Source organism: Pseudomonas frigoris (genome assembly GCF_047758635.1).
GTDB classification, from domain to species: domain Bacteria; phylum Pseudomonadota; class Gammaproteobacteria; order Pseudomonadales; family Pseudomonadaceae; genus Aquipseudomonas; species Aquipseudomonas frigoris.
This window is the reverse complement of the sequence record NZ_CP180479.1, coordinates 2,739,624-2,760,253: the sequence shown is the minus strand read 5'-3', so window position 1 is coordinate 2,760,253 and position 20,630 is coordinate 2,739,624. Positions and strand designations below refer to the sequence as shown.

Annotated in this window: 16 protein-coding genes; 7 read left to right on the top strand and 9 right to left on the bottom strand. The window is 55.1% G+C overall.

Annotated features, from left to right (window positions below):
• The first annotated feature begins 3 nt into the window (after positions 1 to 3).
• Entirely contained in the window at positions 4 to 1,527 is a 1,524-nt protein-coding gene (locus ACMXYH_RS12595) for an O-antigen ligase family protein (protein ID WP_415767263.1), read from the top strand.
• Between the two features lie 5 nt (positions 1,528 to 1,532).
• Entirely contained in the window at positions 1,533 to 4,160 is a 2,628-nt protein-coding gene (locus ACMXYH_RS12590; RefSeq protein WP_415767262.1) for a glycosyl hydrolase family 5, read from the top strand.
• 51 nt (positions 4,161 to 4,211) lie between these two features.
• Here ACMXYH_RS12590 and ACMXYH_RS12585 read toward each other — a convergent pair whose 3' ends face one another.
• Entirely contained in the window at positions 4,212 to 5,858 is a 1,647-nt protein-coding gene (locus ACMXYH_RS12585) for a phosphoethanolamine transferase (RefSeq protein ID WP_415767261.1), read from the bottom strand.
• A gap of 124 nt (positions 5,859 to 5,982) precedes the next feature.
• On the opposite strand from ACMXYH_RS12585, the gene ACMXYH_RS12580 reads away from it, so the two are divergent.
• Complete coding sequence (locus ACMXYH_RS12580) at positions 5,983 to 6,135, top strand: hypothetical protein (protein WP_178122713.1); 153 nt, start codon at positions 5,983 to 5,985, stop codon at positions 6,133 to 6,135.
• Between the two features lie 21 nt (positions 6,136 to 6,156).
• Complete coding sequence (galE, locus tag ACMXYH_RS12575) at positions 6,157 to 7,134, top strand: UDP-glucose 4-epimerase GalE (RefSeq protein ID WP_282480513.1); 978 nt, start codon at positions 6,157 to 6,159, stop codon at positions 7,132 to 7,134.
• 44 nt (positions 7,135 to 7,178) lie between these two features.
• On the opposite strand, the gene ACMXYH_RS12570 is transcribed toward galE, so the two are convergent.
• The 6 genes from ACMXYH_RS12570 to ACMXYH_RS12545 form a co-directional block, all read right to left on the bottom strand.
• Positions 7,179 to 7,910 carry a CpsD/CapB family tyrosine-protein kinase gene (locus tag ACMXYH_RS12570; protein ID WP_256657768.1) on the bottom strand — a complete coding sequence of 244 codons (732 nt, stop codon included), beginning with the start codon at positions 7,908 to 7,910 and terminating at the stop codon, positions 7,179 to 7,181.
• A gap of 68 nt (positions 7,911 to 7,978) precedes the next feature.
• The gene (locus ACMXYH_RS12565) at positions 7,979 to 9,541 is read right to left on the bottom strand and encodes a GumC family protein (protein ID WP_129436680.1); all 1,563 of its coding nucleotides are present in this window, start codon (positions 9,539 to 9,541) and stop codon (positions 7,979 to 7,981) included.
• A gap of 20 nt (positions 9,542 to 9,561) precedes the next feature.
• Positions 9,562 to 10,617, bottom strand: a complete 1,056-nt coding sequence (locus ACMXYH_RS12560; RefSeq protein ID WP_415767260.1) for a hypothetical protein — start codon at positions 10,615 to 10,617, stop codon at positions 9,562 to 9,564.
• An 86-nt stretch (positions 10,618 to 10,703) separates the two neighbouring features.
• A complete protein-coding gene (locus ACMXYH_RS12555; protein ID WP_129436681.1) occupies positions 10,704 to 11,261 on the bottom strand; it encodes a polysaccharide biosynthesis/export family protein in 558 nt (185 codons plus the stop codon).
• Positions 11,262 to 11,721: 460 nt separating this feature from the next.
• Entirely contained in the window at positions 11,722 to 12,219 is a 498-nt protein-coding gene (locus ACMXYH_RS12550; protein ID WP_415767259.1) for a hypothetical protein, read from the bottom strand.
• Positions 12,220 to 12,769: 550 nt separating this feature from the next.
• Positions 12,770 to 13,423 (bottom strand): peroxiredoxin, encoded by a 654-nt coding sequence (locus ACMXYH_RS12545; RefSeq protein ID WP_008155786.1) that lies wholly within the window; start codon positions 13,421 to 13,423, stop codon positions 12,770 to 12,772.
• A 384-nt stretch (positions 13,424 to 13,807) separates the two neighbouring features.
• Between ACMXYH_RS12545 and ACMXYH_RS12540 the strand changes: the two genes are divergently transcribed.
• On the top strand, positions 13,808 to 14,524 hold the full coding sequence (locus ACMXYH_RS12540) for a glycosyltransferase family 25 protein (protein ID WP_415767258.1): 717 nt from the start codon (positions 13,808 to 13,810) through the stop codon (positions 14,522 to 14,524).
• A gap of 101 nt (positions 14,525 to 14,625) precedes the next feature.
• On the opposite strand, the gene ACMXYH_RS12535 is transcribed toward ACMXYH_RS12540, so the two are convergent.
• Positions 14,626 to 14,955: a hypothetical protein gene (locus tag ACMXYH_RS12535; RefSeq protein WP_008146735.1), complete on the bottom strand. Its 330-nt coding sequence runs from the start codon at positions 14,953 to 14,955 to the stop codon at positions 14,626 to 14,628.
• 185 nt (positions 14,956 to 15,140) lie between these two features.
• Here ACMXYH_RS12535 and potE point away from each other — a divergent pair, with 185 nt between their 5' ends.
• Positions 15,141 to 16,544 (top strand): putrescine-ornithine antiporter, encoded by a 1,404-nt coding sequence (gene potE / locus ACMXYH_RS12530; protein ID WP_415767257.1) that lies wholly within the window; start codon positions 15,141 to 15,143, stop codon positions 16,542 to 16,544.
• A 2-nt stretch (positions 16,545 to 16,546) separates the two neighbouring features.
• A complete protein-coding gene (locus tag ACMXYH_RS12525; protein ID WP_134418542.1) occupies positions 16,547 to 18,832 on the top strand; it encodes an Orn/Lys/Arg decarboxylase N-terminal domain-containing protein in 2,286 nt (761 codons plus the stop codon).
• Positions 18,833 to 18,941: 109 nt separating this feature from the next.
• Here the strand turns inward: ACMXYH_RS12525 and betA are convergent, their stop codons facing one another.
• Positions 18,942 to 20,630 carry a choline dehydrogenase gene (gene betA / locus ACMXYH_RS12520; RefSeq protein WP_415767256.1) on the bottom strand — a complete coding sequence of 563 codons (1,689 nt, stop codon included), beginning with the start codon at positions 20,628 to 20,630 and terminating at the stop codon, positions 18,942 to 18,944.

Here is a 20,630-nt window from a genome sequence, read left to right as displayed (position 1 = left end):
TCCATGCCTGAGCACTTCCGCGCGTTAATCGTCATTCTGGTCCTTGCTGGCATCGTTTTTGCCATGGCACGTCGACCAGCAGCAGACCTGATTCCCGACCGTAATTTCACTCGTCGGCGCAATCTGTGGTTCGTATTGACGTTACTGGCATTTGTTTCGCACAGTTTCTGGGTGTACGCAGGCATTGCCGCGCTCGTTTTGACCTTCGCACGAAATCGCGAACGCAATCCCGTGGCGTTGTTTTTCCTGCTGCTGTTTCTCATCCCGCCGTCCCCGGCGGAGATTCCCGGCTTCGGCCTGATCAACTATTTTGTTGTCCTTAACCATATTCGTCTGCTGGCACTGTGTGTGTTGCTTCCGGCTTTTTTGGCTCTGCGCAAGCGCGCCGACACGGTCCCTTTCGGGCGCACCTGGCCTGACAAACTGTTAGCCGCCTACCTCCTGCTGACGAGTCTGCTTTTGCTGCGCGAAACCACCGTCACCGACACCTTGCGCCAAATGCTCTACCTGTTCCTCGAAGTTTTTTTGCCTTACTACGTTGCCAGCCGGGCGCTGAAGAACCTCAGCGACTTCAAGGACGCTCTGTTCGGTTTTGTACTCGCCGCCATGGTGCTGTCGCTTATAGGTCTCTTCGAATATTCCAAGCGCTGGCAGCTGTACAGCGCGGTTGTCAACGCCATGGGCATGCAATGGGATCCCGGCTACTTGAGCCGTGGTGGCTCATTACGCGCCAGCGCCACTACCGGCCAGGCCATTGCGCTGGGCTTCGTCATCAGCGTGGCCATCGGCTTTTACCTGTACATGCAGGAGGAGGTACGTAGCAAATTGCAGCGCGGCCTCGGCGCACTGTTGCTCGCCGGTGGTCTGTTCGCACCGCTGTCGCGTGGCCCCTGGATCGGTGCAGCCGTCATCATCGTCGTGTTCATCGGCACCGGCCGTAAAGCGATCAAACGCCTGATGCTGCTGGCCGCCGCCGGGGGGCTCGCCCTTCCCTTGCTGGCCGTCGTGCCGGGCGGGCAAAAAGTGCTTGATCTGCTACCGTTTATCGGCACGGTGGAAGTGGAAAATATCACCTACCGGCAGCGCTTGATTGATAACGCCGTGATCGTTATCCAGCGCAACCCTTGGCTGGGTTCTTTCAATTTCCGCAGCACACCGGAAATGCAGTCCATGATTCAGGGCCAGGGGATCATCGATATCGTGAACACCTATATCGGCATAGCGCTGTCGTTCGGTTTGATTGGTTTGACGCTTTTCGTGGTTTTTTTCGTCAGTGTTCTGCAGGGCATCCGCAAGGGGATGCGTTCGTTCCCCAACGAAGACGATGAGGCACGCCGACTCGGACGTGCACTTCTGGCGACACTGGCCGGGATCCTGATCACCATCGTTACCGTTAGCAGTATCACGGTAATCCCCGTGGTGTATTGGTCGGTGGCTGGACTGGGCGTCGCCTACGCTCAGATGGCACGCAGGCTCAAGCACACCTCGACGGCCGTCACGGCGAGCGCCCACCTCCAACTCAGGTAGAACCCATGATCCAGTTGTTTCGTCGCCCCCGGATACTGCTCCTGCCACTGCTGTTTTTTGCTATTTGGCCGTTTCGTACCTGGGCGTCGGACTGGGTCGTGAGTGTGGATGAGCGCAATGGCCTGCCAATGCTGGCGCGTGGTGGCAGTCCGGTAATTGCTACGACATTCTCGTTCTTTGGGCGCAACTGGGACTGGACGTATTTGCAGACCGAATTCAAGGTAAATACCCCTTATCGATACTCCCTTGCAGGCAAAAACAAAGCGCTGGATTTCGACTTGACTGCGCAGATTCAGAAGCAAGACGAGCAAAAGCTGACCTGGACCTTTGTCCTGGATGCACACAGCGGGAAGTCGGGCGTTTCAGGTGGTGGCATCGTCTTCGAATTCGACCCCGCTCTTTTCCCTGGAGAAATGGGCGAGCCCACTTTGCTACCCGACAACCGCGGCTGGACCTGGGGCAATGCACAAGGGCGACGCATCGAAATGCGCTTCGAGCCCGCACTGGCGGGTGTGTACTTTGAACCGGGCAGTAAATCCGAGGTGCGTGCTTTTTTCTACAAGAACACGATCAAACCTGGCCGCCAGGACTTCACAGCCACCTTGAGCGTTTCTGGCGATGTGGCGGTCGGCCCGACCACAACCGAGCGCTTCGGATTGTCGGACCCAAAGAGCTGGCCGACTGACAAGCTCGACTGGAAAACCTCGCCGGTCGACCTGTCCTTTCTCAACGCTCAGGAAAAACCTGCAGGCAAGCGCGGCTTCATCAAAGCCTCCGGCGAGCAATTGCTATTTGCCGACAACACTGCGGCGCGTTTCTGGGGCACCAACCTTTCGGCCTACACGCTGTTCCTCACGTCCGACGATGCAATCAAGCTGCAGGCCAAACGCCTGTCGGCACTGGGCTTCAATCTTGTACGACTGCACCACCATGACTCGCCATGGGTCTTCCCGAACATCTTTGGCGACGGCAGGGTCACGCGCAGCACCACCCAGCAATTGAGCCCGGAATCGCTGAAAAAAATCGACTGGTGGATCAAGTGCCTGAAAGACGAAGGCATTTATGTGTGGCTCGATCTGCACGTCCAGCGAGTCTTTACTGAAAACGACAACATTTATGGCTTCGATGAGTTGCCAAAAGAAGAGCAAAATTTTACCTACCTCAAGGGCTATTCCTATGTGAATCTCACCATTCAGAAAGCCATGAAGCGCTTTGCCGAAGCCTACATGACCCATGTAAACAGCTATACCGGTCTCGCCTACAAAGACGACCCGGCGATTGCCGCCGTACTGATCACCAACGAAAACGACGTCACCAACCACTTTGGCAACGCCCTGTTGCCAGACAAGAATGTGCCGAAGCACAACCGCGTCTACATGGCGGAGGCCGAGGCTTTCGCCAAACAGCACAATCTGTCTGCAAACCAGACCTGGCGCTCCTGGGAGCCAGGCCCCTCCAAGCTGTTCCTTAACGATCTGGAGCGACGTTTCAACGTCGACATGATTCAACACCTGCGTGGAATAGGCGTGAAGGTCCCCATCGCCACGACCAGTAGCTGGGGCCGCAATGGTCTGAACTCCCTGCCGGCCCTTACTGCCGGCGACGTAATAGATGTCCATAGTTACGGGGGCTCGGGGCAGATAGAGAAAAACCCGCTCTACAGCGACGGCATAGTGAATTGGATTGCCGCCGGCCAGGTCATCGGCAAACCCTTGACCGTCACCGAGTGGAACAATGAGCCCTTCCCGACACCAGACCGCCATTCGCTGCCACTCTATATCGCCGGCACCGCCCGCCACCAAGGCTGGGATGCACTGATGCAATATGCCTACAGCCAGGAGCCATTGGGGGGCCAAGGGATGAGTGCCAACAACTGGCACGCCTATAACGACCCTGCAATGCTGGCTACCCTGCCCGCCGCCGCCTTGCTTTATCGCCGTGCAGACGTTCGCGAAGCAACAACGACCTACGTCTTCGCGCCGACGCCAGGCACCCTGTTCAACCAAATGATCACACCGGCCAACTCTGCTCTACTGCGCACAGCCATGGAGAAAGGCAAGCTGGAAATCGCGATGCCACAAACGCCGGAGTTGCCTTGGTTGCAACAGAGCGTTATCCCAAGCAATGCACAGGAATTTCATGACCCTGACCAGTCGCTGCTGGACGCCAATGCCATCGAGTCCACGACCGACACGGGAGAGCTAAAGCGCAACTGGAAACAAGGCGTCTACACCATTAATACACCGCGTACCCAGGCCGCTACGGGCTGGATCGGCGGCGAATCGATCAGCCTGGGCAACATTAAGGTTCAAGTGAAGACTGCCAACGCCAGTGTGGTGGTGCAAAGTCTGGACGACGCGCCTTTGGGCCGATCGCAGGATTTACTGATTTCGTTAGGCACCCGCGCCATTCCCCAAGACGACGACAAAATACCTTTTTACGTTGAGCCCCTCGAGGGCACGCTAACCATCCAGGCGCCGCAAGGCTTGACACTGTTCACCCACGGCATTCTGGGGCAAATGAAGAAGCTGCCCGCGACCTACCTTGATGGCCGCTACACAATCAAGTTCGACGGCTTGCAGGCGTCGAACTGGTTGTTTTTGAAAAAAGACGTCACGCAAGCACAACCTTAGGCGATGCGCAGCCGACCTCAACTTGATGGAACAACGCCTTGCGGCGTTGTTTTAAAGGGCGTCAAAATCAAACGATGGAACATAGCCTGCGCCGAGCAGATGTGGACATTTCGACGATACAAAATCATCACTTAATAAATCATCCGATCTTCTGTACTTACTCGTGAAAACCCCTGTGATATTTAAAAGAGTATGTGGCAAGGAGGATATGCTGATTTTCTGACTTTCTCTTTCCTTCAACTTTAAAAGCTTGAGCGATTGCTGGCTTGAAACATTATCGGATGCCCAGATAAATGCCGAAACCGGAAGATCATATTTATTGCCAATTCCATGACCCAAGAGCCCTCGACTGTCATCCATCATGTTTTCACCATGATCCGATGAATAAAACAAGACAGATGGTTTTTTGCTTGACTTCAATCGATCAATAATTGTGCTCAATAGCCAGTCCGTATACAAAATACTATTGTCATATTCCGCGGTAATTTTGTCTTTGAAGCTGTCTGTTGATGGCTTGAATTTATCGAAGTTTTCCGGGTATCGGCGTGAATACTCGAAATGACTGCCCTTGACATGAATGAATATGGCTTTCTTTTCTGTACCGCTTTTATTCAGTATTTTTTCATATTCTGAAATCAATGCTCCATCATAGCTTCTCTCAAAATACTGACGGTATTGTGCCTCTGCGGCTATTTGTGGAATTATTCCGCCAAAACTATCAACCTCCTGCACAGACAACCAATAGGTCATGTACCCGGCTGCGCGATAGATACTCACCAATGATTTTGTTGACGCAATGGCGTCCCAATCCGATATAGGCTCAAGGCTCAGCATTGAAGGAACCGCAAACGAGGTATAGGGAGCTGTCGTGCAGATCTGATTAAACTTGAAAAGCCCCGCCTGCTTACCGAGATTCGGGGTTGTTTCCTTGTTATAGCCGTAGAGGGACCAGTTCTGCGGCCGTGATGACTCACCGATTACAAAAACGATTGTTTCTATATTGGATTGATTCGACAGGCTGGTTATTTTTACATCGGATTCCCGACGGCGCTTGATAAGCTCCTCCGTCCCCAAATACAAATTTGCAGTCAGGGCAATCTGCGACAAATAACCTACTGGCGTGCTTTGATCTTTTGCAAGGAGATCCATGACTGCAGATTTCCCGAAAGAATTAAGTTTGACGGTTTTATAAAAATACGCCCCATAGCCCACTAACAAGGCGCTAACAACCAAAACAAAAATACCCTTGTTTTTATATAATTCGCGCTTATGCAGGCCGATTAATCCAGCCCCATAGCAAAATATGAAAATCACCAGAACGATACTGATTGGCTGCCAATAGGTCGGCAGAAATTCGCTTGCCTCCTGATAGTTTGTCAAGCCAATAAATATATAGGCAGCTGTTAATCTCGAGTTGAAATTCAACACCAAAAAGAGATCAATAGCTGCTATCAAATAGAATGGCAGCAGAATGATGTGCACCTTGAACTGATTGGATGAAATAAATCTAATTGCCAAAAGCCACAACACCGACATGCCAAGGGTGTAAACGACCAATAAATCAATTTTAGAGTATTGATTGTTTGTTAGCGCTCTAACAATCAACGGTGATAGCAGAAATGACCACAACACTAAATTTGGCCATTCTGCTTTGAATATGTTTAATGAGTAATCGATAATTTTGGCAGGATTTTTCATTTGATTATTATTCTCGCAGGATGCCCATATGCTTCCTCAGAGGGTAGCTCCAATTGGCGCTCTCGCGGTATCTTGTTCAAAATAATCTCTCCTTTGGCGCTCCAAACGTAGCGAGTCGCAAGGCTTGGCACAGTTCACCCTTGGCATTCTGGAGCAAATGAAGAAGCTGCCCGCGACCTGCCTTGATGGCCGTTATACAATCAAGTTCGACTTGCAGGGTTCGAGCTGGTTGTTTTTGAAAAAAGGTGTCACCCAGGGCAAGCTTGCACAGCGATAGTGCAGGAAATCGGAGATCAGGATGAAATTTTTGGTGGTGGGTGGCGCGGGTTATATCGGCTCGCACATGGTGAAGCAGCTACTGAGTGCGGGTCACGATCTTGTGGTGGCAGACAATTTCTCAACGGGTTATCGCAGCGCGTTGAGGGGCGGGACATTGGTCGAACTGGACATAGCCGACGAACAGGCGCTGGACGCCCTGTTTGCGGGACACCACTTCGATGCCGTGTTCCACTTCGCCTCCTTTATACAGGTGGGCGAATCCGTCGCTAAACCTGCCAAGTACTATCAAAACAACTTCGCCGCCACCCTGACGCTGCTCCAGGCGATGGTTCGCGCCGGGGTTAAAAACTTCATTTTTTCCTCAACCGCCGCCGTCTACGGTGACCCGGTGTATGTACCCATCGACGAGGAGCATCCCAAGGTCGCGATCAACCCTTATGGTCGCAGCAAGTGGATGGTGGAGCAGATGCTTGAGGATTTCGACCGCGCATACGGGCTGAAATCGGTCTGCCTGCGCTACTTCAACGCCGCCGGAGCAGACCCTGAAGGACAGTTAGGTGAACGCCATGAACCGGAAACCCACCTGCTGCCCCTGATCCTGCAAGCAGCCTCCGGACGGCGCGCAACCATCACCGTCTATGGCCGTGATTACGACACGCCTGACGGCACTTGCATTCGCGACTACGTCCACGTTGTCGACCTCGTTGCCGCTCACGCACTTGCCGTGGATTATCTGTTGGCAGGGGGTGCAAGCACGGCGTTCAACCTCGGTAACGGGCAAGGTTTCTCAGTACAGCAAGTGATAGATACCGCGCGCTACGTGACCGGCCAGGATATCTCTGTCAGCGAAGCGCCACGTCGCGCGGGCGATCCACCACGCCTTGTGGCCGATCCCCGCAGGGCCAACACATTACTTGGCTGGCAACCGCAATTTGGCTCACTTGAACAGATAGTGGCGCACGCCTGGAGCTGGGAGCAGAAGTACCCTTGGCACTGACCGTCGGCGCTAGCCAATAGCGCCGATCTCCTGCGGGTGATGCTCTAGTAGTAAGAGCGGTTTTCGCGCTCGGCTTTGTTCAACACCGTGCCAATCAGGTTGGCTGTCCCAAGATGATGCAGGCTTTCCTCGATCTCTTTCTTGCTGTTCAATCCATTAGCGACAACGAGCAGGACGCAGTCGAACCTGGGCAAGACGTTAATCACATCATCCGAACTCAACAACGGCGGCAAGTCGAAAATTACGATGCGTGAGTTGTAGCGCTCGCGCAGATCAGCAATCAAATGGCTCACTGCAGGCGATGACAACACCTCGGTGGAAAGAGGAATCGGCTCACGCGTCGGCAGGACCACAAAGCGCGGCAAGGTCGGATTGACCAGTACTTCTTGCAGTTCAGCTTCATCCGCCAACAATTCATTAAGCGATTTATCCATCGGCAGACCCAGATACTCACCCACCTTCGGACGACGCAAGTCGAAGTCCACCAGTAACGCCGTCTTGGTCGTGTGATGCGCGATACTCATTGCCAGGTTTATAGCCAACACCGTTTTGCCTGCCTCTGGAGTCGGCGAGGTGATGGCGAGCGTGCGCCAGCCATTTTCTTCCATGATTTTCAGCACTTGTGTACGCAGTAGATCGAATGCCCCGCCCATACTCGAATTTTTGTTGTAAGCCACAATGCGGTTGCGCTCAAGGTGATCTGGTCGCAAAGGTACAACCTTGGTTTGCACATAACTGAGTGCATTCAGACCTGTGGACTGCGCGGTCGGTGTCATGGCTTTTGACGAGGTCTGTTGCTCGGCTTTTTCGGTATCGAGATTGATTATTTCCATGGTTATATTCCTTATGCAAACCGGCCCAGAGCTTTAAACATCAGAAGATCCAGAGGCATGTAGAGGAAGTGCAGGAGCACCAGAAAGATCGCGATTATCGCGACTCCACAGACGATCAATAGCATTCGCCATTTCCTGCGGCGTGCCAGTTCAGCCTTGGTGTGAATGTAGGGAATGGAAACCAATACGCGTCTACCCAGCACGCTGGCCAAGGCCTGAGCACCGCGCACACGCTGACTCATCATCTCGAGAAGCATCACCAGCGCACCAGCACCCACCGGGGCAAGCAAGAAACCCATGGCAACCACTTTTTTACGGTTCGGCCGTACCGGCTTTTCGGGCATCAGTGGTGACTCCAGAAGAACAAAACGCTCGGCTTTGTTTTCCTGCTCCAGGCTTTCGGAAATTTTCGCACCCATTTCCTTCGTGCGAATCTCCTCATATTTTTTACGAGCGTTATCATGGTCACGCATCACCGTGACCAAGCCGCGCTCGACTTGCGGCGTCTCAAGAATTTGCGCCTCGTATTCGGCTATTTTTCCGAGTATTTGCTGCTTTTGATCGGCCAGCGACTTGATACGTGCTTCTGCTGCGGAGATCCGCGTCTGGGCCTTGGCAACGTCCAGATTGACCGAAGCCGCTGCACCACCAGCACCTTTGCCAGCCTCAAGTGCAGCAATTTTGCGTTTGACGGCACGCACGTCGGGGTGGGCTTGCGTATACAGCGACTGCAACCTGGTGTACTCCGCTTTGAGGCTAGCCAGATCCTGTGGTTTATCAACTGCCGCACCGGGTACTCCAGGCTTGGTCGCCAGCCCGGCATTCGCGGCGGAAAGCTCCAGCTCATTGAAGCGCAACTCCTCACGGGCAGTTTTGTAGTCACGGTCGACCTCTTTAAGCTCGGTTTCTGCGCGCGTCAACATATTCATGCGCAGCTCTTGATGCTCGGGCAGCGCGTTGCTGTGTGCCTGCTTGAAGTCCGCCAACCGGTTCTCAAGGGCTTCCAGTTCCACCCTGAGTTTGTCCGCCTCCTGCGTCAGGAACTCTGTCGTTTCACTGGCGCGCTCGGTGCGCTGCTTGATGTTTTCATCCAGAAACAGCGTCACCAGCTCATTGGCAACTTTGTTCGCAATCTCTGGCTGCCGGTGCTCAAAGGAAAGACGGAAAGCAATCGTCACCTCTCCGCGCCCCTTAACGGCAGCACTGACCAGGGAGACCACAATCGCATTGCGCATTTCTTCGATCTTCTCGCTAACGCTCAGTTGCCGACTTTGCGAAGCAAAAAGATTGTATTTGTCGATGATCCCTTCCAGATGCTCACGGGTCATCACGCGCTGGCGAATGACTTCGATGCGCTCATCGGCAAAGGTATTGTTGTTGGCCGCCACCAAGTCTGGCGAAATCTGTTGAGACTCCACCAGAATCGTACCGGATGACTCATAGGTCGGCGGGAGAGAGATCGCTACCGCTATGCACACGCCCAGTATGACCACGAAACTCACGATCAACAGCAGGGCGTGGTGCTTGATGATAGCTAGGTAGTCGTTGAACGACATTTCGTATTCAGAGGCCATATTTCTCACACAGCTGAATGTCAGAGACCGGGATAACTATAAGTCAGCATCAGCCCGACGACGTTTGCAGTGGCATCCGGCAAGCCATCTTGCTGGCGTTGTTTGTATGTGTAGGATAGGCGTGCAATCCAAAAAGGCGAGAGTTCTTGGCTAAACCAGGCACTGTAATTTTTCAGGGTATTAGGCGTCCGGCCTTTGGCGTCTTGCCAGGAGGCATCGAAACCGGTGCGCCGGGTCTCGTCGACGGCATAGCTCCATGTCCCCCTCAGGGCATCAACCTCGACGAAACCACCGTCGCCGCTGGCGAGAGTGCTACGACTGGCGTCGATGCTGGTATCAATACGCTCACCGGCATATTGCAACATTAAACCGCCCTGGCCTTTGGGGCCGCTACCGGTGCCCGAGACTTGGTTGAGACCCGCGTAGGCCGTCCCCTTAAGCCGCTCGGAGAATTGGACATTCAAGCCGATCGCGGGGGTGTAGCTGTTTGAGGAAGCCACCGCAGTCCCCTTCTCCGGCTCATAGCGCCTCACGCCAAGACGGGTGAACAGCTCGACCTGCTCACTCCATGCATAGTTCCAGCTGAAGCGGGTCGCCAGCTCGTCATAGTCGGTCAGTGAACCAACATCGTAAGTGACATGAGTGTAGTCGGTCTCGTTAACCAGGGTACTTCGCTCGCTGAGAGCAGTGCTCCAGTTGCCGCCCACCAAATACATCTTTTGCGTGCCATCAGAGGCAACTACGCCGGTTTCCTGAACCACCGTGGAAAGCGTCGAGTTTTCTTCATATCTCGCCGTGAGTCCAAAAGCACCCGTTTCGGTCGCGCGCTGCCACCCTAACTTTAATCTGGGATCTTCACGGTCCGAAACGATGGACGTATCCGACGAACGCACGATATTTAACCCGAGACCGAACTGGAACTCATCCCGTCCGGAAGTACCCACGAGGCTGTAATCGGGGGCGATGATGGTACGGGTCACCCCCTTCTCACCACTCGTAAGCAGCAGTGGGTTGCTGTCGTACTCGACCGTCGAAGGCACTGCTATTGCTGATTGCCAAGTAGCAGCATAGGCCATGTCCGAACACGACAAAGCCAGGATTGCCGTCGCAACCCCGGTAGTTCGAAATCCAAGCAAAGTAATCCCTAGTGCCTCGCGCAAGGCTAAGGCACGACCAGCGTATCGCCGGCTTTAAGTAGAAAATTGGTGGTCATGTCTTTCCCTGACATCAACTCGCTGTAGTCGACGCGCAGGATCTCTTGTCTAGCCCCATTGAGCCGCACGACCTTAATGTCGCCTTTATCGGCGAATTTGTCGAGCCCGCCCGCCATGCTTATTACCTGCAGCACTGACGTTTGACCTGACATATGCACGGTGCCGGGTTTCAGCACTTTGCCCTGAACGTAGACGAGATTACCTTCGGTGCCGGTGACGACAACGCTCACCTGCGGATCAGGTATGAAAGCCTCAAGCTTGGCAGCGATTTGCTTCGCGACAGCGGTGGCATCAAGCCCCGCAACATTGACCTGCCCTGCCAGCGGGAAGGTAATGCTGCCATCGGGGAGTACGCGTACATCCTGTTTGAGCTTGTCTTCGCCCCACACGGAAACAGAAAGGTTATCTCCCGGACTCAGCCGGTAAGTCGGGTCGTTTTCGACGGCATTGGAAATGCTGGGCCAAACGGCCAGCGCGCACAGCACAGGTATCAATGAACGGAACATCGGGATCCCTCCGTCTAAGTAGCCATGCAAGGAGTTTAGAACAAAAAAACCTAGTCAAATCACTCTAGCCTATTTCAAGCCAAAGAAACTACTACACAGCAATCACCTTGAGCTTCTGGGCGGTCAATTCCGCCAATGCAACACACCCGAAACCGGAACGTTAGTGCAAAACAGCAAAATAGTGTTATTTAACAACAGGTTGGAGCAAGCAAACCACCCTCCACGTATTCCGCGCCAATATTAACTACACCATGCCCGCTTGAGCCGGCTCACCTGCGACACTGTCAACCTGGCTATGACTACGTTTGCCAGCGCAACTAATTGATATCAACAATTACAAACCAAGTATCATTGCAAGACAGACATCATCCGCAAAAACAATACATAAAGCTGTGTGTCTACACAGCCACCAGAGTGACTGTCTAAATAACCCTTATTGCCAAATAACGTTAACTACCACCTATATCTTCCGTCGGTTGGCGACCACAATAAAACCAAATAGCGCGGAAGAAAATAACCATGCTGCCGCAGAAAGCGGTACTGCATTGGGTTGGTTGATGTCAGATACCTCAACCAGACTTTTATCCTGGAGAGATGAATCAATCTTGAATTGCTTATTGTCAACCGCCGCCATTAATCTGTCACGCGAAGAAGAATTGACGGATACATCCACGCCCGAGTCAGCGTGATGTATGACACTGTTAACTTTCGCAGAATGGGCATCATCAACGTAAATATCAGTGATCAATGAAGGCAAGCCAAGGCTCTTTCCAAAAGTAAGCAGCGCGCCACCCGTGTGCTCTTTGAGAGCCGTACAAAGTTGAGGCCCTAACTCCTCGCAAGCGCTGCCTATGCGACTAATTTCATAGGCCAAACTGGTCGCCTGAGCACTAGCAATGGCTGCACCATTCAGGATCACAGAAAACAACACAAATTTAATGACAAGTGTTGAGCGCATAACACCGCCTCCTTGCGTAGGGGGTTATTCTTTTGTCGGTTGAAGGAATCTGTATCGGCTAAATTGAGCCTATAAGCACATCGCCATTACGTCAACAGCTCGTCACAATAATAAATCGAAATTTCCCTTCATGGAGGGCGGCGTCAAAATAACGCCACAAACACCACGTCAGCTCTGTGAATTCTATCCATGTGAAATAGCTTCACGCATGGGCGTCAGCCCGCATCAGGATGCTGGCCCACGACCCGGCGCAGCGCCTTACACCGGGCAACGAGGCACCTGGGCAATGGCATGGGCTCGACCGCCGACGACGCCTGTAAAGGCGGGGTTTATCGGCAACTTTCTGAAAATACCCGGCGACCAAGAGTTTTTGACGCATGAAGGCGCATGCAGGTAAAGCCTCCCCGTGCATTCCCAGCCCTGGAACACTGTAGAAGTCTCGGCGCTGTGACAGGGAACCATGCTCAACCTCCCTGGCACCCGCGCCGAGCAGATCAATGCAATGCGCGTAAAAGGCATCGCGATTGAAGACAGGATGAATGACTGACCTTTACTTCGGTTGCGCCACCGTACGCAAATAAGGTTTCACCGTCTTGAAGCCATCCGGGTACTTCTTCCTTGCGTCGTCGTCGGATACCGACGTAGGGATGATCACGTCCTCACCCGGACGCCAGTTCACCGGTGTGGCAACCGTGTGCTTGGCGTTTAACTGAATAGCATCGAGCAGCCGTAACACTTCATCGAAGTTGCGCCCGGCACTCATCGGGTAGACCAGCATCGCCTTGATCTTTTTATCCGGGCCGACAATGAACACTGAACGCACCGTGGCGTTGTCCACGGCAGTACGAGCGCCGCCACTGGCGTTCGGGTGAATCATGTCGTAGAGCTTGGCCACGACCAGATTCTCGTCGCCGATCATGGGGTAGTTGACCGCATGGCCCTGGGTTTCTTCGATGTCTTTGGCCCAGGTCTGATGGTTACCGACCGGGTCGACGCTGAGGCCGACAATCTTGGTGTTGCGTTTGTCGAACTCCGGCTTGAGCCCGGCCATATAACCGAGCTCAGTGGTGCAGACCGGGGTGAAGTCCTTCGGATGTGAGAACAGGATGGCCCACTTGTCGCCAATCCATTCGTGGAAATGGAGCGTGCCTTCGGTGGTTTCGGCGGTGAAATCCGGTGCTTCGTCGCCAATACGAATGGTCATGTGCGTTCTCCTCGCTGTGAAGGGTAGGGAAACTCTCGGAACGATCCAGTATAGGAGACCTTGAAGACTTCGCTCTGCACCCCGCCGAAGAGCTGGCGCCAGCGATAAATGCCCGGACCTATCGGAGCTTTCCACCCGGCCCCCATTCACTGAGCACCTATCTGGCGTGTCCTCTCGAACTGGTGCTGCACGCCGATTTACGAGACTAAAACTTCATCCGGAAATGCTGCCTATACTGCAATCCGGGGTCGATAGAGAAAACGGACACAACCCAGGAGACGTAAGGGATTGCCTCCTGTCGGTAGTGCTTACGTACGATTTTTTCCGAAATCTGCGGGTTCCCCAATCCAACTGCCCTGATTGTCTGCGCTAAGGACCTGACAGATGAATGTGATCGAATATTTTGATCGAGTAAGAATCATCAATATCTCGTCAAGACAGGATCGCCGTTTAGAAACAGTAGAAGAATTCACTCGCAACGGCTTTCACATCGATGATGAAAAAATAGGCTTTTTTGAGGCTGTTACGCCCAGTGAGGGAAATGGCTTCCCGAGCGTCGGGGTCAGAGGCTGCTTTTTGAGTCATCTGGGGGTGCTGGAAGAGGCAATGCGCCTGAATTTGAAAAATATCTTGATCATGGAGGACGACATACAGTTCTCCAGACATATTTCTCAATATGGGAGAGCGGCGATCGAGTCTCTGGAAGGTATGGAGTGGGACATCGTCTATTTTGGGCATCCGTTTGAAGAAAATTCAAACTTGCCCGCTTGGAAAGCAGTCGACCGGCCAATACATTTGGCCCATTTCTATGCTGTAAACGGGAAATGCTTTGGGAAATTAAGGGATTTTTTATTCCAGGTTCTGGAGCGACCACCGGGACATCCTGACGGAGGTCCGATGCATTATGACGCTGCTCTCAATACGCTTATTCATAAGAATAAAGAAATTCTGGCTTACTACTTTACCTGGAATTGTGGCTATCAAAGGCCCTCGCGGACGGACCTGCATGAGCTTTCCATCTTTGACAGGGTGCCTCTCCTACAGCCGGTAATGGGTATGCTCAGGAGGTTAAAGGCAAAGAACCTGAGAAGAACTCGATAGTTTTCTCTCTTTAGGGAAGGTCTGAAGTATCCAATGCCTGACGTAACCAACCCGGCACGGCGCAGTAGCCGTGTCCGGGTGATTATGGCGGACCGCCCTCCTCATTTGCGCGCCAACTTGTACCGGACGCACTCCTCGTAAAAGCTCTCGCGCAGGGCTGCGGGCTTCATCCGCGAATGACTGTCATAGGTCTGCTCGGTAATGCCCATCGCCATCATGTGCATCCACGGTTTGCTGAACTTGTAGGTATGTAACTTTTGCCGCGCTGCATACAGTGAAACCCCGGACAGCTTGAGTTCCTGGGCTCTCGCCGCAGTACCTGCGCCCCAGCTGCAAATGTAACGATCATTCGAGGCCAGTTCTTTGGCCTGGACAGAGGCGGCAACGCTCGCCAGGCCTAACGAAATCAGCGCAACCATCACATTCCGCATTTGCATTCGATCCTAACTATCTGAAAATTAATTGATTCTGATCAAAAGTTTCAGTCCTCGGGGCCAGCAAAATGCCTTAAGTGCGCTATCGCCTGTTTTCTCAGTGTCTTACGGACATTTCTGGCGAGATTTCAATCCTTAGCTATAGCTAACACCCTCTCAATGCAATCAAGTGAGGCAACGGAATGTCAGTCGCAAAGAAAATGACAGTGGGGCAACTGACGATGTTGACAGCCGTCAATATGTTGGGCTCCGGCATTGTGCTGCTCCCCACAAAACTTGCCGAAGTCGGCGGTATTTCTATCCTTTCCTGGCTGATCACGGCCACTGGCTCCCTGGCGCTGGCCTATGCCTTTGCGCGCTGCGGGATGCTCAGCCGAAAGACCGGGGGCATGGGCGGCTATGCCGAATACACCTTCGGCAAGGCGGGCAACTACATCACGAACTACACCTATGGCCTCTCGCTGCTGATTGCCAACGTGGCGATCAGTATTACCGCGGTCGGCTATATCCAGGAACTGTTCCATATCAAGCTTGATTCACTGCAAGTGGGTCTGGCGACTATCGCTCTGTTGTGGATCACCACGTTCGCCAACTTCGGCGGCGCGCGGATTACCGGCCGGATCGGTGCGATCACGGTTTGGGGGGTGATTGCGCCGGTGGTGCTCGTATCCACCGTTGGCTGGTACTGGTTCGACAGCAGTGTCTACGCCGCCGGCTGGAACCCCCACAACATGGGCTGGTTCGAAGCCGCAGGTGCATCGGTGGCGATCACCTTGTGGGCATTCCTCGGTCTGGAGTCGGCGTGCGCTAACACCGATGCCGTAGAAAATCCGGAGAGGAACGTACCGATTGCGGTACTCGGCGGCACCCTCGGCGCGGCGGTGATCTACATCGTCTCCACCAACGTCATCGCCGGTATCGTCGACAACCCTGAACTGGCCTCCTCCACTGCACCGTTCGGGCTGGTCTTTGCCAAGATGTTCACTCCTATGGTCGGCGACATTGTGATGGCCGCGATGGTACTGGCGTGCATCGGTTCGCTGCTGGGCTGGCAATTCACCATCGCTCAGGTCTACAAAAGCTCCGCGGACACCGGGTACTTCCTGTCGATCTTCGCCAAGGCCAACAAGGCCGGAACACCCATTGTCGGCATGCTGGTGCTGCTGGCAGTGCAGACGGCGCTGGCTTTTCTCACCATCAGCCCTGACCTGAGCAAGCAGTTCGACACTCTCGTCAACCTCGCGGTGGTCACCAACCTGGTGCCCTACATCCTCTCCATGGCCGCGTTGATGACCATTCAAAAGGTATCCAACGTTCCGGCGGGCACGGCGCTGGTGACCAACATCATTGCATGGGTGGCGGCGGCTTACAGCTACCTGGCGCTGTACAGCTCGGGCGCGCAGGCACTGATGCTCGGTGGCGTGGCAACGATCTTTGGTTACACGCTGTTCGGCTTCGTCAACAACCGCCTGATCCGCCTCGAAGCGTTCAATAACAGCGTACCGACACAGACCGTCAGCGCTCAGCACATCACGGGCGAGCCGGTGCCGGTCAATAACTTGCAAGCAGTCAGAGTAGAGGCTTAATCATGACGGAATATAGACAGACGCTCGGCATGCTCACACTGTTGGTCAGCAGCCCGCCGGACAAACGCACCGTCTTTGGTCGCGCCCTGCATCAGTTGATCAACGATGTGGAGGAGCGCGCCGTTCGGGTACTGGCGTCGGAAACCTTGAGCGACGCCACGTCGATCCTGCGCTCGGACCCGGCCATTCAATGCGTGTTGCTCAGCTGGGAAATGGACAAAAGCGAAGGCCACGAGGAATGTATCCAACTGCTGGTCAGCCTGCGCGAGCGCAACACCCGGGTGCCGGTCTTCCTGATCAGCGACCGCAGCACCGCGTCGAGCATTCCGCTGGTGGTCATGCAGCACGCCGACGACTTCATCTGGTTGCCCGAGGACACCAGCCGCTTCCTCAGCGGGCGCATCCTGGCGGCCATCGAGCGTTATCGCCAAGCCGCACTGCCCCCCATGTTCGGAGCGCTGGTGAAGTTTTCCCGAACCTATGAGTACTCGTGGCACACCCCTGGACATGCCGGCGGCACAGCGTTTTTGAAGAGCACCGCGGGGCGCGCCTTCTACGAGTTTTTTGGCGAGAACCTGCTGCGTTCCGACCTGTCGATTTCAGTCGGTGAACTCGGTTCGCTGCTCGATCACAGCGGCCCCATCGGCCAGGGCGAGCGCTACGCCGCCAAGGTGTTCGGGGCCCACCGCACCTACTACGTCACCAACGGATCGTCGATGTCCAACCGCGTCATCCTCATGGCCAGCGTCACCCGCAATCAGATCGCCCTGTGCGACCGCAACTGCCACAAGTCCGCCGAGCATGCGATGACCCTGTCCGGTGCGATTCCGACCTATCTGGTGCCGACCCGCAACCGCTACGGCATCATCGGCCCGATCCTGCCGCAAACCCTGAGCAGCGACGGCGTGAAAGCCGCTATCGCCAGCAACCCGCTGGTCAAGCAAGGCATCGACCCGACACCCGTCCACGCCATCATCACCAACTCCACCTACGACGGCCTGACTTACAACGTCACCCGCGTCGAAGAGTTGCTGGGGCAAAGCGTCGATCGTCTACATTTCGATGAAGCCTGGTACGGTTATGCGCGTTTTAACCCGCTGTACCGCGAGCGCCACGCCATGCACGGCAGCCCGGACGATCACGACGACTCGAAGCCGACTGTGTTCGCCACCCAGTCGACCCACAAGTTGCTGGCCGCCCTGTCCCAGGCCTCGATGATTCACGTGCGTAACGGCCGCAACCCGATCGAACACGGGCGCTTCAACGAGTCGTACATGATGCACGCCTCGACCTCGCCCAACTACGCGATCATGGCTTCCTGCGACGTCAGCTCGGCGATGATGGAAGCGCCCAGCGGGCAAATCCTCACCACCGAATCGATCGAAGAAGCCATCAGTTTTCGCCAGGTTGTCTCGCGCATGCACAACGAAATGTTGGGCAAGGATGACTGGTTCTTTACCTGCTGGCAACCGCCGACCGTGCAGGTTGGCGCGGCCACCGTGCCGTTCCATGAAGTCGACCCGGTGCTTTTGAAAACCGAGCCGAACTGCTGGGTACTGCATCCCAACGCGGTATGGCACGGCTTCGGTGACATCGAAGAAGGCTACTGCATGCTCGACCCGATCAAGGTCTCGGTGCTCAGCCCCGGCATGGGCGACGACGGCAACCTGCTCGACTCGGGTATCCCGGCCTGTGTACTCACGGCCTACCTGGGACGTCAGGGCATCGTGGTCGAGAAAACCACCGACTTCACCATCCTGTTCCTGTTCTCCATCGGCATCACCAAAGGCAAATGGGGCACCTTGCTCAATGCCCTGCTCGACTTCAAACGCGACTATGACGACAACGTCGAACTGGAGCTGTGCCTGCCGGATATGCTGGCCGCCAACCAGACTCGTTATGCCGGCATGGGCCTCAAGGACCTGGCCGACGAAATCTTCGCTGCCATGAAGAAACACAAAACCACCGCCAACATGGCCCAGGCGTTCGGCACACTGCCGAAAGCCGAATTCAGCCCGGTGGAGGCCTACGAAAAACTGGTCAGAAACGACATCGAACGGGTGACACTCGAAGAAGCCGCCGGACGTATCGCCGCGACCGGGATCGTGCCGTATCCACCGGGCATTCCATTGCTGATGCCGGGTGAAAACGCCGGGCCTGCGGACGGGCCTTTGCTGGCGTATCTCAAGGCGCTGGAAGCCTTCGACAAATCCTTCCCGGGTTTCACCCATGACACCCATGGAATCGAAAGCGAGGGCGGAGTTTATAGCTTGCTGGTGTTGAAATGAGCTAGCGCCTGTACGTGCTGCGAAGAAAAAAACGGGCGCCTTGAGGGCTAATACTGGTCAGTTAAGGCGCAAAACCTGTGGGAGCGAGCTTGCTCCCACAGAGTCGGGTTCAAACCCTGACATTGCGTCCCGGCAACGATGATCGCTGGCTGGTTTCCCAATCCTGCACAAGCCCGACGGGCGCATCGGACGCCGGCAGCATGGTGCGCCCGCGAACCAGATCGGAAGCACGTTCGGCCAGCATGATGGTCGGTGCGTTGAGGTTGCCGTTTGGCTCGGTCGGGAACACCGATGAGTCGATCACCCGCAAACCCGCGATGCCCCGCACACGCAACTCGGAATCCACCACGGCCATCTCGTCCTCGCCCATGCGGCACGAGCCGCAGGGATGGTAGGTGCTTTCGAGGTTTTCACGCACGAAGGCGTCGATTTCTTCGTCGGTGTTCACCTGTGGCCCGGGCGCGATCTCGCCGTCGCGGAAGCGGTCCATCGCCGGCTGGCCGATGATTTCGCGGGTCAGGCGGATGCAGCGGCGGAAACCTTCGCGGTCTTCTTCGCGTTGCAGGTAGTTGAATTGAATCTCTGGATGTTCGTAAGGGTCAGCGGAACGCACCCGAACATAGCCGCGGCTCTTCGGTTTGTTCGGCCCGGTGAGCACCATGAAGCCGTGGCCCTTGATCGGTTTGTTGCCGTCATAACGCATGGCCGCGGGCAGAAAGTGGAACTGAATGTCCGGCCAGCGCAGGCCCTTGTCCGAGCGAATGAAACCACCGGCCTCGAAATGGTTGGTGGCGCCGAGTCCGTCCTTGAACAACAGCCAGCGCAGGCCGATCAACAGTTTGCTCAGCGGGTCCATTTTGCTATTGAGCGTCACTGGCTCCTTGCAGCCGAACTGGATGTATACCTCGGCGTGATCCTGCAGGTTCTCCCCTACTCCCGGCAGGTCATGGCGCACGCCGATCCCGGCTTTGCGCAGAACCTCGGCCGGGCCGATACCGGAGCGTTGCAACAGGTGCGGCGAACCGATGGGGCCCGAGGAAATCAGCACCTCACGGTTGCAATACACCTGATGGGTCTGGCCTTCGTGGTCATACATGACGCCGACGGCTCGCTTGCCTTCAAGGATGATCTGACGAGTCATGGCATGGGTGATCACGGTCAGGTTCGCACGCCCCATGGCCGGGCGCAGGTAAGCGTTGGCCGTGGAGCAACGCACGCCGTTTTTCACCGTCATGTGCATCGCGCCGAAACCTTCCTGCATGTAACCGTTGCAGTCCTCGGTCTTGATGTAGCCCGCTTCTGCGCCGGCCTCGACCCAGGCCCCGTACAACGGGTTTTTCATGTGATTGCCGTTGGTGGTGTGCAAGGGGCCGGTGCTGCCGCGATAGCCGTCACCGCCCTCCTCGTAATGCTCTGCCCGTTTGAAGTAAGGCAGGCAATTGCGATAGCCCCAACCCTCTGCACCGAGGGACTCCCATTCGTCAAAGTCATAGGCGTGGCCACGGATGTACACCAGGCCATTGATCGACGAAGAGCCACCCAGCACCTTGCCCCTTGGGCAGTGAATGCGCCGCCCGTTGAGGAACGGCTCCGGCTCGGTCTCGTAGCGCCAGTTGTACTTCTTGGTGTTCATCGGGATTGAAAACGCGCTCGGCATCTGGATCACCACACTGCGATCACTGCCGCCGAACTCCAGCACCAGGACCGAGGTCGCCGGGTCTTCGCTCAAGCGGTTGGCCAATACACAACCTGCCGAGCCCGCGCCAATGATGATGTAGTCGTATTTTTGTGTAGCCAT

Coding starts and splice junctions, on each gene's coding strand:
- potE (WP_415767257.1), top strand. CDS start 15,141: ATGTCAGTCGCAAAGAAAATGACAGTGGGGCAACTGACGATGTTGACA.
- ACMXYH_RS12585 (WP_415767261.1), bottom strand. CDS start 5,858: ATGAAAAATCCTGCCAAAATTATCGATTACTCATTAAACATATTCAAA.
- ACMXYH_RS12540 (WP_415767258.1), top strand. CDS start 13,808: ATGAATGTGATCGAATATTTTGATCGAGTAAGAATCATCAATATCTCG.
- ACMXYH_RS12545 (WP_008155786.1), bottom strand. CDS start 13,423: ATGACCATTCGTATTGGCGACGAAGCACCGGATTTCACCGCCGAAACC.
- ACMXYH_RS12560 (WP_415767260.1), bottom strand. CDS start 10,617: ATGGCCTATGCTGCTACTTGGCAATCAGCAATAGCAGTGCCTTCGACG.
- ACMXYH_RS12570 (WP_256657768.1), bottom strand. CDS start 7,910: ATGACACCGACCGCGCAGTCCACAGGTCTGAATGCACTCAGTTATGTG.
- ACMXYH_RS12590 (WP_415767262.1), top strand. CDS start 1,533: ATGATCCAGTTGTTTCGTCGCCCCCGGATACTGCTCCTGCCACTGCTG.
- ACMXYH_RS12565 (WP_129436680.1), bottom strand. CDS start 9,541: ATGGCCTCTGAATACGAAATGTCGTTCAACGACTACCTAGCTATCATC.
- betA (WP_415767256.1), bottom strand. CDS start 20,630: ATGGCTACACAAAAATACGACTACATCATCATTGGCGCGGGCTCGGCA.
- ACMXYH_RS12555 (WP_129436681.1), bottom strand. CDS start 11,261: ATGTTCCGTTCATTGATACCTGTGCTGTGCGCGCTGGCCGTTTGGCCC.
- ACMXYH_RS12525 (WP_134418542.1), top strand. CDS start 16,547: ATGACGGAATATAGACAGACGCTCGGCATGCTCACACTGTTGGTCAGC.
- ACMXYH_RS12535 (WP_008146735.1), bottom strand. CDS start 14,955: ATGCGGAATGTGATGGTTGCGCTGATTTCGTTAGGCCTGGCGAGCGTT.
- galE (WP_282480513.1), top strand. CDS start 6,157: ATGAAATTTTTGGTGGTGGGTGGCGCGGGTTATATCGGCTCGCACATG.
- ACMXYH_RS12595 (WP_415767263.1), top strand. CDS start 4: ATGCCTGAGCACTTCCGCGCGTTAATCGTCATTCTGGTCCTTGCTGGC.
- ACMXYH_RS12550 (WP_415767259.1), bottom strand. CDS start 12,219: ATGCGCTCAACACTTGTCATTAAATTTGTGTTGTTTTCTGTGATCCTG.